General features: G+C 32.3%; 12 protein-coding genes. 5 read left to right on the top strand and 7 right to left on the bottom strand.

Features of this window, described 5'->3' with window-relative positions:
* Window positions 1–156 precede the first annotated feature (156 nt).
* Complete coding sequence (locus B2741_RS00925) at window positions 157–450, bottom strand: cell division protein ZapA (protein WP_133610814.1); 294 nt, start codon at window positions 448–450, stop codon at window positions 157–159.
* A gap of 7 nt (window positions 451–457) precedes the next feature.
* The gene (locus B2741_RS00920) at window positions 458–748 is read right to left on the bottom strand and encodes a hypothetical protein (protein WP_291134565.1); all 291 of its coding nucleotides are present in this window, start codon (window positions 746–748) and stop codon (window positions 458–460) included.
* 192 nt (window positions 749–940) lie between these two features.
* On the opposite strand from B2741_RS00920, the gene B2741_RS00915 reads away from it, so the two are divergent.
* The 3 genes from B2741_RS00915 to B2741_RS00905 are packed head-to-tail and all read left to right on the top strand — an operon-like array spanning window position 941 to window position 5,854.
* Window positions 941–2,623: a M23 family metallopeptidase gene (locus B2741_RS00915; RefSeq protein WP_291134563.1), complete on the top strand. Its 1,683-nt coding sequence runs from the start codon at window positions 941–943 to the stop codon at window positions 2,621–2,623.
* Window positions 2,624–2,632: 9 nt separating this feature from the next.
* Window positions 2,633–5,101, top strand: a complete 2,469-nt coding sequence (locus B2741_RS00910; RefSeq protein ID WP_414655294.1) for a carboxypeptidase-like regulatory domain-containing protein — start codon at window positions 2,633–2,635, stop codon at window positions 5,099–5,101.
* A 39-nt stretch (window positions 5,102–5,140) separates the two neighbouring features.
* Window positions 5,141–5,854 (top strand): hypothetical protein, encoded by a 714-nt coding sequence (locus B2741_RS00905; protein WP_291134559.1) that lies wholly within the window; start codon window positions 5,141–5,143, stop codon window positions 5,852–5,854.
* 242 nt (window positions 5,855–6,096) lie between these two features.
* Here the strand turns inward: B2741_RS00905 and B2741_RS00900 are convergent, their stop codons facing one another.
* The 5 genes from B2741_RS00900 to B2741_RS00880 form a co-directional block, all read right to left on the bottom strand.
* Window positions 6,097–6,798, bottom strand: a complete 702-nt coding sequence (locus B2741_RS00900) for a hypothetical protein (protein ID WP_291134557.1) — start codon at window positions 6,796–6,798, stop codon at window positions 6,097–6,099.
* A 229-nt stretch (window positions 6,799–7,027) separates the two neighbouring features.
* Window positions 7,028–8,857, bottom strand: coding sequence for an ABC transporter ATP-binding protein (locus tag B2741_RS00895; RefSeq protein WP_291134554.1), 1,830 nt, complete (start codon window positions 8,855–8,857; stop codon window positions 7,028–7,030).
* The gene (locus tag B2741_RS00890; protein ID WP_291134552.1) at window positions 8,858–10,585 is read right to left on the bottom strand and encodes a phospho-sugar mutase; all 1,728 of its coding nucleotides are present in this window, start codon (window positions 10,583–10,585) and stop codon (window positions 8,858–8,860) included. It abuts the gene before it with no gap.
* A gap of 83 nt (window positions 10,586–10,668) precedes the next feature.
* A complete protein-coding gene (locus B2741_RS00885; RefSeq protein ID WP_291134550.1) occupies window positions 10,669–11,610 on the bottom strand; it encodes a glycosyltransferase family 2 protein in 942 nt (313 codons plus the stop codon).
* Between the two features lie 4 nt (window positions 11,611–11,614).
* Window positions 11,615–12,142: a DUF4199 domain-containing protein gene (locus tag B2741_RS00880; protein WP_291134548.1), complete on the bottom strand. Its 528-nt coding sequence runs from the start codon at window positions 12,140–12,142 to the stop codon at window positions 11,615–11,617.
* 226 nt (window positions 12,143–12,368) lie between these two features.
* On the opposite strand from B2741_RS00880, the gene B2741_RS00875 reads away from it, so the two are divergent.
* Entirely contained in the window at window positions 12,369–12,620 is a 252-nt protein-coding gene (locus tag B2741_RS00875; RefSeq protein ID WP_026724762.1) for a type B 50S ribosomal protein L31, read from the top strand.
* 142 nt (window positions 12,621–12,762) lie between these two features.
* Entirely contained in the window at window positions 12,763–13,938 is a 1,176-nt protein-coding gene (locus B2741_RS00870; RefSeq protein WP_291134546.1) for a GlmU family protein, read from the top strand.
* Window positions 13,939–13,959: the final 21 nt, after the last annotated feature.

Raw genomic sequence — 13,959 nt, 5'->3', positions numbered from 1 at the left:
ACTCTGTTATACAAGATTTGAGCTAACCTGCAGTTCAAACTTCCCACTTAAGGGCCTGTTATAGTTGCAAAGATTCACTCGTTTAATTTGTTAGTGTTGAGTTTATCAAATATATACTAATGTAGGCAGTATCGTATTTATGATGTAAGAACGTATTTATTTTGAGAGTAACTCGCTCAATTTTTTATCCAAATTTTGCAATCTGGTTATGTTGGTTTCATTGTCTTGAGATTTGCTAATTTGTTTTTGCTCTACTTGTGCTGCAAATTGCAAAGCACACATGGCTAAAACATCTTGTTTGTCTCTTACAGCATAGCTTTGTTCAAACTGTTTAATCATAGCATCTATTTTTTTTGAAGCACTTCTTAGTCCTTCTTCTTGTGATGGTTCCACAGTTAAGGGATACACACGATCTGCTATTGATATTTTAATTTTCAGTTTTTCACTCATGAGCTTTCTAATCTGAAAGTTGGGCTATACAATAATCGATTTCTCTGATTAATGAATTTATTTTGAGTTTTGTTTCTCGTTTATTTTCTTCACTGCCTAGTAATGAGTTTACCATTTTTAGAGTATCTAATTGGTTCTTCAGGGTTTCAATTTCACCTGATTGCTGTTGTTGATTTTTTTTAGAAAGCAACAATTCGTCTTGCAACTCTTGGTTTTTCATTTCAAGCTGTGCCACTTTCTGGTTGAGCTTAAAAAATTTAACTTCGAGAGAATCAATTAATTCAGATAATCCATTCATTAATGATAGAATTCATTTCAATATTTCACAAAGTTAGCATTAGTATTCAAAAATAACAATACTTTTTACTAAATTTTGTGAATTAATTTTTATTATTTGTAACTATTTGATTATTAAATAATTATTATAGGTATGGTTTTTGTTTACTTTATATAAAATTATTTTAGTATTTTAGCACTAAACACAAGCACTATGAGATTAGTATTAGCCATTTTATTCGCCCCACTCTTTATTTTTAGTCAGGATTATCCTCAAGATTACTTCCAATCTCCTTTAGATGTACCACTTGATGTATCGGGTTCTTTTGGAGAATTACGAAGTAATCATTTTCATTCCGGTTTAGATTTTAAAACCAAAGGTGTTGAAGGCTTACCCGTTTATGCCGCGGGTGATGGTTACGTTTCTAGAATAAAAATTTCAACCTTCGGATACGGAAAAGCGATTTATGTTACACATCCAAATGGCTACACATCGGTTTACGGACATTTGCAAAAAGCCAATGGTGCTATCGAATCTTTTATTAAAGCAAGACAGTACAAAGAACAATCCTATGAAGTTGAAATGTATTTGTACCCAACAGAATTACCAGTAAAAAAAGGAGACGTAATTGCTTTTACAGGAAATTCTGGTGGAAGTGGTGGTCCTCATTTACATTTTGAATTTAGAAACACCAAATCGGAAGAAATTTTAAATCCGATGCATTTTGGATTCAAAAAAATAATTAAAGATGAGAGAAAACCTGTTATTCAAGGACTTGTAGCTTATCCTTTAGATTCTACAACAGTTAATAATTCTCAAAAACCTATTAATATTTCATTTTCTAAACAAGCCGATGGAAGTTATTTAGGAGTAAAAGTAAAGGCCGATGGAAAAGTGGCTTTTGGAATTAATGCCTACGATTTTTGTACCAATGCTTACAATAAAAACGGATTGTACAAAGTAAAAGCGTATTTAAACGGAGTTTTGCAGTACCAATATGGTTTTGATGGTTTTGCGTTTGATGAATCGAGATACATTAATAATTTTATCGATTACGAACGTTTTCATTTGATGGGACAACGCGTTCAAAAATTATTTCAAATATCAGATTATCCACTTTCTATCGTAGCTGGAAATAAAAAAGATGGAATTATAAAAGTGCAACCTGGAACAAATTATACGTATCGAGTAGAGTTGTTCGACTTTCATGGTAATAAAGTAGAATTAGTAATTCCAATAGAGTTTGCTTATCAAGAGGCTAAAATTGAAAAAACTTTCCAAAAAACACCTTACTTCGTAAAAGCTAAAAATGAAGCTATTTTTGAGAAAAATAATGTTTCAGTTCAAATTCCAGAAAATGCATTTTATTCTAATTTCTATTTGAATTTTGATGTTAGTAACGATATCCTAACGTTGCATGATGATAGTGTTCCGGTTCACAAAAACATTACAATTACTTTTAATGATGTACAAGGGTTATCGGAAGAACAATTGGCAAAAACCTATATCGCAACATTAGATGGTTATAAGTTAGATTACAATAAAACATATCGAAAAGGGAATACATTTTCTATAAAAACCAAAACATTAGGAAAATATAAACTGGCTCAAGATGTAACGCCACCAAGAATTTACAACGTAAATTTTGTAGAAGGTAAAACGTTGTCAACACAAAAAACAATAAGTGTTTCGGTTACCGATTTACAATCTGATATAAATACTTATAACGGTTATTTGAACGGAAAATGGATTTTGTTAGAATACGATTATAAAACAAAAAAGTTGGTACACAATTTAGATGATAAAATTTACGTTGAAGGAAGAAACGATTTAAAGATTGTTGTTACCGATAATTTACAAAATTCTACTACCTTTGAATCTTACTTTTTTAGATAATTAAAATCCATTCTTTTGAAAAATATAATTTTAGTATTCATTATTGGTTTGTTTTCTTTGACTGTTTCGGCTCAAAAAGCCAGAGTTAAAGGTGTTATTTTAGACGAGTTTAATAATCCTGTTGAAAATGTAACGGTAAAAGTAGGTGACAAGGGAACTGTTTCTAACGAAAATGGTTTTTACCTTCTGGAAGTAGAAGCCAACACAAAAGTAACCATAACTTTTTCACACGTTTCATTGAAAAAAATTACTTTAGAATTAAATCTTAAGCCAAATGAAGATTTTGAGCTAAATCCAGTTATGAATTCAAAAGTAGAAGAGTTTGGAGAAGTTTTTGTAACAGGAAATAGTAAAAAACGTATCGAAGGTGTCACCACAATTGATCCTGTAGTCATTAGAAAAATTCCTGGTGCCAATGCCGGAATCGAAAATATTATCAAAACACTTCCAGGTGTTTATTCCAATAACGAATTGAGTACTTCGTATGCAGTACGTGGAGGAAATTACGATGAAAACTTAGTATATGTCAACGAAATCGAAGTCTATCGTCCGTTTTTAATTCGTTCAGGTCAACAAGAAGGTTTGAGTTTCACGAATACTGATCTGGTTCAAAATGTGGATTTCTCAGCAGGAGGATTTCAGTCGAAATACGGAGATAAATTGTCTTCTGTTTTAGATATCACGTATCGAAATCCAAAACAATTTGCAGCAAGTTTAGAAGCAAGTTTGTTAGGCGGAAGTTTAACAGTTGAAGGGATTTCTAAAAATCAAAAATGGACTAATATCACCGGTGTTCGATACAGAGATAACAGTCTTTTAGTAAACAGTCAGGAAACTGAAACTAATTTTAGACCCACATTTTTTGATGTGCAAACTTTGTTGAATTTCAATGCTTCAACCAAATGGAATTTTAGTTTTTTAGGTAATATTTCGCAAAATAGATACAATTACGAACCTTTAACACGTCAAACCAATTTTGGAACTATCGATGAACCAATTGCGCTTTTGGTTTTTTATGAAGGTCAAGAAAAAGATAAATACCTAACGTTTTTTGGTGCTGGGAAAGCAGTTTATCAATACAACGAAAAAAATAAATTGAAGTTTATCCTTTCAGGATATCACACACAAGAACAAGAATATTATGATATTTTGGCTCAATATCGTTTAGGCGAAGTAGATGCTAATATTGGTTCAGAAACCTTTGGAGATGTTGTTTTTACGCGTGGAATTGGTTCGCAATTAAATCACGCTCGTAACGATTTAGACGCTTTAATCGTAAATGCTGAAGTAAAAGGTTTTCACGAATTAAATGAAAAATCACAATTTGAATGGGGTGCAAAATTCACGCTTGAAGATATTCGCGATAGAATTGTAGAATGGGAAGTTGTAGATTCGGCTGGGTTTTCATTACCTAACCCACTTTTAGATTATCAAAACGACCAACCTTATAATCCGTATGTTGGACCATTAGCACCTTATCAAAATGTAAGAGCTACAAATTTCACCAGAATCAATAGATTATCTGGTTATGCGCAATGGAATTACAGAGGAAATATAGGCGAACACGACTATTGGGTAAATGCTGGAGTTCGTGCACATCAATGGCAAGTTGATGCTGATGGAAGACCAAAAGGCGATAGCCAAATTACGTTTTCTCCAAGAGTTCAGTTTGCATTTAAGCCCAATTGGGATAAAGATATGTTGTTCCGATTATCAGGAGGATTATATCATCAACCGCCGTTTTATAGAGAATTACGAGATTATGATGGTGTAGTGCAAACTAATGTAAAAGCACAGCAATCGGTTCATGTAGTTTTGAGCAATGATTATAGTTTTAAAATGTGGAAGCGACCGTTTAAATTGGTTTCTGAAGCGTATTATAAAAATATTACCGATGTAAATACGTATACAATTGATAACGTTCGTATTCGTTACAGAGCTAACAACGATGCCGAAGCTTACGCTTATGGGTTTGATGCTCGTTTAAACGGAGAATTTGTGCCAGGAACAGAATCATGGTTTACTTTTGGTTATTTAAAAACCGAAGAAAATCAAGATGGAAAAGGTTTTATTGCTCGCCCAACCGATCAACGATTAAAATTTGGCGTTTTGTTTCAAGATTATATGCCAAATATTCCAAATTTGAGATTATATCTGAATTTAGTTTATAATACAGGATTGCCGGGTGGTTCACCTGCTTATGCTGATCCATACGCCTATCAATTGCGTTTGAACGATTACCGCAGAGCTGATGTTGGATTCTCTTTTGTGTTTAAAGATGAAAAAATCAAATCAAGTAAAGTTTGGTTAAAACCGTTTAATGAATTTTCATTGGGATTAGAAATTTTCAATTTATTCAACAATCAAAATGCAATTACGAATACTTGGGTGCGCGATGTGTATACGAAATCGCAATACGGAATTCCAAATTATATGACCACTCGAGTTTTTAATATTAAATTGGTTGCAAGGCTGTAATCAATGTTTTTTAGTATATTTGACTATAAATACTTTTCCATGAAACGAATTATCACATCAATAGTTTTGCTAACCGCACTTATCAGTTGCAAGCAAGAGAAGGAAACACCAAAAGTAATTTACGAAGATGGAAAATCTAAGGTAGAAAATACCGCAAGAGATACTACGTCTTTTAAAGTTGCCGATTTGCCTATTTTGATGGAAGGAACGAAATATTTGATTCATCCAGTGGGTGATATTCGTGTTTATGATACCGATAGTAGAGCATACGGAAGTAGTAAAACGAACCAAGTAAGTTATGCAATTTCAAATTATAACCGATTTGAAATTACTGGATATTTTGATAATTTGAATTTTCAACACATTGATTCTACTAATGTAAAACCTTTAACAGATAAAAAAATTCAAATTCAAACTGCTACTTTTTTAGACGGAATTGCTTCAAAAACCAAGAAGCAAATTATTGCATATACTTTGGTTGATGCTGATACCAATAAAGACGGAAAAATCAATCAAAACGACATTAAATCATTGTATTTGAGTACGGCAAGTGGCGAAAATTTCACAAAACTTTCAGAAGAATTTCAAGAATTAATCGATTGGAATATCATCGAAGCTCAAAATCGTTTATACTTTAGATGTATCGAAGACATCAACAAAAATGGCGCATTTGACAAAAATGATAAAGTACATTATCACTATGTAAATCTTTTGGATAACGAATGGAAAGTTGAAGTTTATACTCCAAATTAGTATATGTCAGCACTACGAGATTTTAGTTACAATTGATTATCTTTTTTTACCAGTATTTCATACCTAACAGCATTTTTAAATTCCAAAGTTAGTTTGAGTTTAGATAAAGTTCCGTAGGAACGATATTTTGGTAACCAATAAGTGATGAGAGAGAAAAAGTCCCGTATAGACGACATCATTAAGTAGTAAAGAATCCGGTTCAATCTGCGTTGCAAAGCATCAGTGTCATCAGCGTTCCAACTCTAAATCAAAATGTCACTTTCTAAATCAGACTTTTCAATTTCGAAATCAAATCCTAGTTTAGAAACCAATTCAATTACCAAATTTTTATACCAGTTTTCACTTTTTGGGTGAATGTAGATTTTTTCAATTAGTTGGTTTAGGTTTACATCTACTTTTAATCCGTTGTCGATTTTCATTCCGCTGTTTGTAACGTCAGAAATAATGCGAATTTCTCTTTCGTATTGAAAACTTTTACGTTTAAACAAGAACGGGAAAAACGTATCATCAAACGGAATGAACTCTTTTTTGTAATCGATATAATTTACGGCTCCAATGTATTGCTCCGTTTTTTTCTCAGTAAGTAAGGCTTCTTTTAGTCTGCCAATAGTAGTTTGAATAGCTAAACCTTCCGTATTTTGAGTAAAAATCTGCCACATGGCAAACGATTCGTATTCGTTAATGTGCCAGCTGCTAATCACTACTTTTTCACGATGCGATTTATAATTGTCTAAAAACTTTGGATTATTAGCAGCAATTTTCTTGATTTCCTCAAAAGTGGGTTCCGAAAATGTGCCTTCATACTGATCTTCAAACTTATCAGAACGCGACATAAATAACTGACGCGACAACAACATGTCTAAAAATTTAGACAAGTCCAAATACTTCCAAACAATGGTGTCATTGTCATCGGGTAACGTAATATTGGAACTATTTATGTACATAATTATTCAAGTTCAAAATTCAAAATTCAAGTTCAAAATTCAATAATGAAAGAGATTCCTGTCGGAATGACAAGTTTGTGTAAGACTTAAATGAACTTAATTCATAAAGATACTCAACTTCAAAAACTTATGTGACTTATATGTTTAAAATTTAAAAATCTGTTTAAAGCTGCAATTAGTTTTATTCACATTTCTAAACTCCTAACTTCCATCTCCCAACTTCTAACTTTTACTCGAAACTCTGCATCATCACTAACTTCGAATACGTTCCGTTTAAAGCTAATAATTCGTCATGCGTTCCTTGTTCCACGATTTCACCTTTGTGCATTACCACAATTTTATCTGCTTTTTGAATGGTTGATAAACGGTGCGCAATCACTATCGAAGTTCTATTTTGCATCATATTTTCTAATGCCACTTGAACAAATTTTTCACTTTCGGTATCTAAAGCAGAAGTTGCTTCATCTAAAATCATAATCGGTGGATTTTTCAAAACGGCTCTCGCAATTGATAAACGTTGTTTTTGTCCGCCAGAAAGTTTTCCGCCAGCATCACCAATATTGGTTTCAATTCCGTTAGGTAAATCTTTTACGAATTCGTATGCATTAGCTATTTTTAAAGCTGCAATAATTTCTTCATCTGTAGCGTCTTCTTTTCCTAAACGAATATTGTTTTTAATAGTATCATTAAATAAAATCGAATCCTGAGTAACTAATCCCATTAAATCACGAAGCGATTCTAATGTCATGTCTTTGATATCGACGCCATCAATATTTACGGTTCCTTCTTGTACGTCGTAAAAACGAGTCAATAAATTCGCAATCGTACTTTTTCCAGAACCTGATTGCCCAACCAATGCCACCGTTTTTCCTTTCGGAATTTCCAAAGAGAAGTTTTTCAACACATTTTCATCAGCATATCTAAAATTGATGTTTTCAATACTGATTTTTTCGTTGAAAGATTCTTTTACAATTGCATTTGGTTTGTTGGTAATTGTATTTTCAACTTCTAAAATTTCGAATACGCGTTCGGCAGCCGCTAAACCATTTTTTACTGCGTAAGATGCTTTAGAGATTGCTTTTGCAGGAGTTAAGATGTTGTAAGCTAATCCAAGATAAACAATAAATAAAGCGCCATTTAATGTTTTGTCTATTAAAACTAAGTTTCCACCATACCACAAAAGTACTGCAATTGTTACAATTCCCATGAATTCGCTCATTGGAGATGCTAAATTGTTTTTCTTCCCGATGCTATTATTCAAACGAAGTAATCTATCAATTGAATCATTGAATATAGTTTTGAAATAGCCTTCTGAATTATAACTTTTCACCACTTTTAATCCACCTAAACTTTCTTCTACAATCGAAATTAAAAAGCCATTTTCTTTTTGAGCATTTTGTGATTTCGATTTTAAACTTTTACCAATTTTTGAAATTATAAATCCTGAAATAGGAATAAAAATGAATACAAACAGAGTTAATTCGATACTTATTCTCATCATTGCGATAATGGCAAAAACAATAGTTAATGGTTCTTTTACAATAAGTTCTAAAACCATAAAAAACGAATTTTGGACTTCATTAACATCACCTAACATTCTTGCCATAACATCACCTTTTCTTTTTTCAGAATAATAAGAAATAGGTAAAGAAATGATTTTGTCATACATTTTTTCACGTAAATCACGAAGTACTCCGTTTTTTACTTTTGTTAAATGTTGCGATGCAAAATAGTTAAAAATGTTTTTGAATAGAAAGGTTGAAATTACTAATGCAACTGTAAGTAATAGTGCATATTGTGGTCCGTTTTCTGCAGATAATTTTGTAATGTAAAATTGTAGATATTGTTTTCCGTATGAACCCAATTCCCAAATTCCATTATATTTGGGTAATTCTGTAACAGCTTCATTCATTTTAAACAAAACTTCCATTAATGGAAAAAGCGCTACAAACGAAAGTGTGCTGAATAAGGCGTATAAAACATTAAAAAACACATTCCAAAAAATATGGCTTTTGAATTTTTTTGCAAACGGAATTATTTTCTTTAAATTTTCGTCCATTTAGTTTAATTTCATTGCCGAAATAATTCCTGCAATTTTGTTATCTAATTCTTTTTCTACTGATTCAGCGTTTTCAATGCTATCTAAAACTCCATTTACGCTGAAATAGAATTTAATTTTAGGTTCTGTTCCACTTGGTCTAGCGCAGATTTTACTTCCGTCTTCTAAATAGTAAATTAATACGTTTGATTTTGGAATATGGATTTCAAATTCTTCGTTATTCATAAAATCTTTTCCTTTAGAAGCTTGATAATCTTCGATGCAAATTACACGCTGTCCGTTGATTTCCTTTGGCGGATTTTCGCGTAAATCAATCATCATTTGTTTGATTTCGTTTGCGCCTTCAATTCCTTTTTTGGTAATCGAAATTAAAGATTCTTTGTAAAATCCGAAATCAATATATAAATTCAATAATTCTTGATATAATGAACTTCCAGAAGCTTTTGCTTGAGCAGCAATTTCACTCACTAATAAAATAGCAGCAACTGCGTCTTTATCACGAACTGCATCGCCCACCATATAACCAAAACTTTCTTCACCGCCACCAACAAATTTTTGATTTGGGAAATCTTTAATGAATTTTGCAATCCATTTGAAACCTGTTAGACCAACTTTACATTCTACATCATAAGCTGCTGCTAATTCCAACATCATTGGAGTAGAAACAATAGTTGAACCAATGAACTCATTTCCTTTGAATTTATCGGCGCGTTTCCATTGTTCTAACAAGAAAGCGGTCATGATAACCATTGTTTGGTTTCCATTCAATAATTTGATTTTTCCATCTAAATCACGAACAGCAACACCTAAACGGTCAGAATCTGGATCAGTTCCCACAACTATATCAGCACCTATTTTCTCAGCTAAAGCAATTGCCATTGACAACGCTTCAGGTTCTTCTGGATTTGGAGAAACTACGGTTGGGAAATCACCATTAGGTTCCGCTTGTTCTGGAACGATATTTACATCAGTGTAACCTGCTTTTGCCAACACATTTGGAATCGCTTTTATCGAAGTTCCGTGCAACGAAGTATAAACGATTTTTAAATTCGCTTTAGCTTCAGTTGGTGTGTTAAAACTTGCATTTTCAACCGTTGATTTCGCAAAAGCTTCGTCCACTTCTGTATCTATATATTCAATTAAATCGTTGTTGGCCTCGAACTTAATTTCGCTGTATTTTAAATCTTCGATTACCTTAATAATTTCGGCATCTTGAGGTGGAACCAATTGTCCGCCATCTTGCCAATATACTTTGTAACCATTGTATTCTGGTGGATTGTGAGAAGCAGTTAATACAATTCCTGCATGACAATTCAAATAACGAACAGCAAATGATAATTCAGGAGTTGGACGCATATCGGAAAACAAATACACTTTAATTCCGTTTGCAGAAAACACATCAGCTACTACTTTAGCTAATGTATCACTGTTATGACGGCAATCGTAAGCAATGGCTACTTTTAATTGCTCATTTGGAAACGATTTATGTAAATAATCGGATAAACCTTGCGTGTTTTTGCCTAATGTATATTTGTTGATACGATTGGTTCCAACACCCATAACACCACGCATTCCGCCTGTTCCAAACTCTAAATTTTTATAGAAACTTTCTTCTAGCTCTTTTGGAGCTGAAGTCATCATTTCTTCGATAGCGTTTCGAGTTGCTTCGTCAAATGTTGGTGTTAACCACTCGTTTACTTTGTTTAAAATACTTTGTTCGATATGCATTTTTAATCTTGATATTTTTAAAATCTAAAAATGATTTTTTAATTTGTTTTTATGGTATCACAAATTGTGATAGTAGTTTAAAACTATAATACTTCTGAAATCTTATAACGTTCTTCGTTGTTTTTGGTTCTTAGGATAATTTCGCCTAGAAATCCAGCTAAGAATAATTGTGTTCCAATTAACATTGCGGTTAACGACAAATAAAATTGCGGTCTTTCGGTGATTAATCTTCCTGAAGTGTTGATGAATAATTTATCGATTCCTAAATAGAAAGCAAATAAAAATCCAATCACAAACATAATAGATCCTAATAATCCGAAAAGGTGCATTGGTCGTTTTCCGAAAGTAGAAAGAAACCAAATCGTAATCAAATCCAAAAATCCATTGATAAAACGACTCATTCCAAATTTTGAACTTCCGTATTTTCTGGCTTGATGAATTACGACTTTTTCACCAATTTTTCCAAATCCAGCATTTTTTGCTAAAACTGGAATATAACGGTGCATTTCACCTGAAACTTCTATGTTTTTGATGACAATATTTTTGTAAGCTTTTAATCCACAGTTAAAATCATTCAAATGAACCCCTGATGTTTTTCTAGCTGCCCAATTGAATAATTTAGATGGAATGTTTTTCGCCACAACTGAGTCGTAACGTTTTTTCTTCCAACCTGAAATCAAATCATAATTATCTTCAGTAATTAAACGGAATAATTCTGGAATTTCATCTGGACTATCCTGTAAATCGGCATCCATGGTAATAACTACATCACCTTGTGCTTTGGCAAAACCAGCGTGTAATGCTTGCGATTTTCCGTAATTTCTAAGAAAACGGATTCCTTTTACATTCGGATTTTCATGAGAAAGCTGTGAAATAACATTCCAAGAAGCGTCAGTACTACCATCATCAATAAATAGGATTTCGTAGGAATAGTTATGCGTTTGCATCACTTTCACAATCCAATTGTGTAATTCGGGTAACGATTCTTGTTCGTTTAATAATGGGATAACTATAGATAAATTCATTTATTTAGAATACAGGTTTGTCTTTTTTAAAGATAGCGGCTAAAATTAATCCAAAAACTATTGAACCTAATAATGATTTTAATATACCATATAGAAGACCTGTAATAGAAAATTGGGGTGTTTCTTTCATGCCTTCAACAACTTTTTTAATTTCTCCCGCTGGAACATTCCATTTTTGAAGATTTTCAACTTGAAAAGTTATAAGTTCTTCATGAATTAAATCCCTTGTTTCTGTGTCAATAAAATTAAATAAAAGTATTGAAAATGCAGTAGAAATTAATATTCCAATTAAAGCCGAAATAAAATATCCAGTAAATCCTTCTTTAAATGTCATAAATCCACCTAAATTTTTTCTTAATTCGGATAACTGAAAAATTCCAATAACAAGGAAAGCTAATAAAACTGCAATGCCCAACCAAATATTGATGAAAAGCTTGTAATCAACAATATACAAAGCCATAAAATAAAAAATGCTAAATAATCCACTGATTACTCCAAATTTAATTCCGTTCTTTTTAATAATTTCGTTCATAGTTTGTTTTGGTTTAATTAATTTACAAATATAAGAATTCTAATCGTTCTATATGAGTGATAAAAAATAAAAAAAAGTTACATAAAGATTGTTAGATTAAAAAATAAATGTAATTTTGCACTCTGAAATAAAAAGTTTATAAACCAAAAGGTTATAAAATGTTTACACCTCTTTTAATGTAGAGCCGCGAAACAAGTTATAATCGCTTAATAAAAAGATTTACAAAATGAAAAAAGGTATTCACCCAGAAAATTACAGATTAGTTGCATTTAAAGACATGTCAAATGAAGATGTTTTTATCACTAAATCTACAGTAGAAACTAAAGAAACTATTACTCACGAAGGTGTTGAGTATCCAGTTTTCAAAATGGAGATTTCTAGAACGTCTCACCCTTTTTACACAGGTAAATCTAAACTTATTGATACTGCAGGTCGTATCGATAAATTCAACAGCAAATACGCTAAAAAAGCTAAATAATTTTTCGCTTTTTCAAAATAATAAGAAAGCTTCACATTTTGTGAGGCTTTTTTTATGGAATAAATTGTATTTTTGATTTTATAATTTAATTAGAACTATCGTACAGACAAGTCAATGACTTGTCTCAACAAAATAATAAAATATGAACTATATACTTTTTGACGGAACCGTTCGCAATGCGTTACTTCCTTTTACTTTTACTCGTCCAGTTGCTGATATTCGTATCGGGATTTTAACGATTCGTGAAAAGTGGGAAAAATATTTAGGATATACTACCACAACGCTTACCGAGGAATATTTAATGGAGAAATATCCAATGGTGGAAATGGAAGAAAACATTATGATTAATGCTTCGTTTTTACCCAATCCGATTTTAATTGATATGGTTCAAAATTTGAATCCTAAAGAAGCGATTCTTTTTGGAGAAGAAATCATTGCTTTTCATACGCATGATACGCAAGAAGATATCGATTTTGATGAATATGAATTAATAGAATACGAAGGTGACGTTTTAAGAATTGAGAACACTTGGGATATTTTTGCTAAAAATGATGCTGCCATTCGTGAAGATTTTGAATTACTTACTGAAGATAGATTTTCTCAACCTATTCCAAAAAGCGTGAACGTAATCGCACCTGAAAACATTTTCATTGAAGAAGGAGCAAAGTTAGAATTTGTAACGTTAAACGCTTCAACCGGTCCAATTTACATCGGAAAAAATGCAGAAATCATGGAAGGTTCTGTTATTCGTGGACCATTTGCATTATGTGAAGAAGCGCAAGTGAAATTAGCAACAAAAGTGTACGGAGCAACAACTGTTGGACCACATTGTCGCATTGGTGGCGAAGTGAATAATTCGGTTTTATTTGGCTATTCTAATAAAGGACACGATGGGTTTTTAGGAAATTCCGTTTTAGGTGAATGGTGTAACATTGGTGCCGATTCGAATAATTCCAATCTAAAAAACAATTACGAAGAAGTACGCTTGTGGAGTTACGAAACAGAAGGTTTTGCACGCACAGGTTTGCAATTCTGCGGATTAATGATGGGCGATCACAGTAAATGTGGCATCAACACGATGTTCAATACTGGAACAGTTGTTGGAGTTTCTACTAATATTTTTGGTTCTGGATTTCCAAGAAATTTTGTACCAAGTTTCTCATGGGGTGGCGCTTCAGGATTTACAACTTACATCACTAAAAAAGCTTTCGAAACCGCTAAAATTGTAATGAGTCGCCGTCATGTAGAATTCACAGAAGAAGATGCTAAAATTTTAGAACACGTTTTTGAGGAAACGAAGAAGTATAGAAAAGAGTAGTAAAATTAAACCGCAGATTCG

The organism is Flavobacterium sp. UBA7663 (assembly GCF_002483315.1).
Lineage (GTDB): Bacteria > Bacteroidota > Bacteroidia > Flavobacteriales > Flavobacteriaceae > Flavobacterium.
Note: the sequence above shows the minus strand (reverse complement) of the source record. Positions and strands in the feature narration are given on the sequence as shown.

Bases quoted from the DNA above. Each gene is read 5' to 3' on its own strand.
- B2741_RS00900 (WP_291134557.1), bottom strand. From the start codon at position 6,798: ATGTACATAAATAGTTCCAATATTACGTTACCCGATGACAATGACACC.
- B2741_RS00915 (WP_291134563.1), top strand. From the start codon at position 941: ATGAGATTAGTATTAGCCATTTTATTCGCCCCACTCTTTATTTTTAGT.
- B2741_RS00885 (WP_291134550.1), bottom strand. From the start codon at position 11,610: ATGAATTTATCTATAGTTATCCCATTATTAAACGAACAAGAATCGTTA.
- B2741_RS00870 (WP_291134546.1), top strand. From the start codon at position 12,763: ATGAACTATATACTTTTTGACGGAACCGTTCGCAATGCGTTACTTCCT.
- B2741_RS00890 (WP_291134552.1), bottom strand. From the start codon at position 10,585: ATGCATATCGAACAAAGTATTTTAAACAAAGTAAACGAGTGGTTAACA.
- B2741_RS00895 (WP_291134554.1), bottom strand. From the start codon at position 8,857: ATGGACGAAAATTTAAAGAAAATAATTCCGTTTGCAAAAAAATTCAAA.
- B2741_RS00920 (WP_291134565.1), bottom strand. From the start codon at position 748: ATGAATGGATTATCTGAATTAATTGATTCTCTCGAAGTTAAATTTTTT.
- B2741_RS00880 (WP_291134548.1), bottom strand. From the start codon at position 12,142: ATGAACGAAATTATTAAAAAGAACGGAATTAAATTTGGAGTAATCAGT.
- B2741_RS00925 (WP_133610814.1), bottom strand. From the start codon at position 450: ATGAGTGAAAAACTGAAAATTAAAATATCAATAGCAGATCGTGTGTAT.
- B2741_RS00875 (WP_026724762.1), top strand. From the start codon at position 12,369: ATGAAAAAAGGTATTCACCCAGAAAATTACAGATTAGTTGCATTTAAA.
- B2741_RS00905 (WP_291134559.1), top strand. From the start codon at position 5,141: ATGAAACGAATTATCACATCAATAGTTTTGCTAACCGCACTTATCAGT.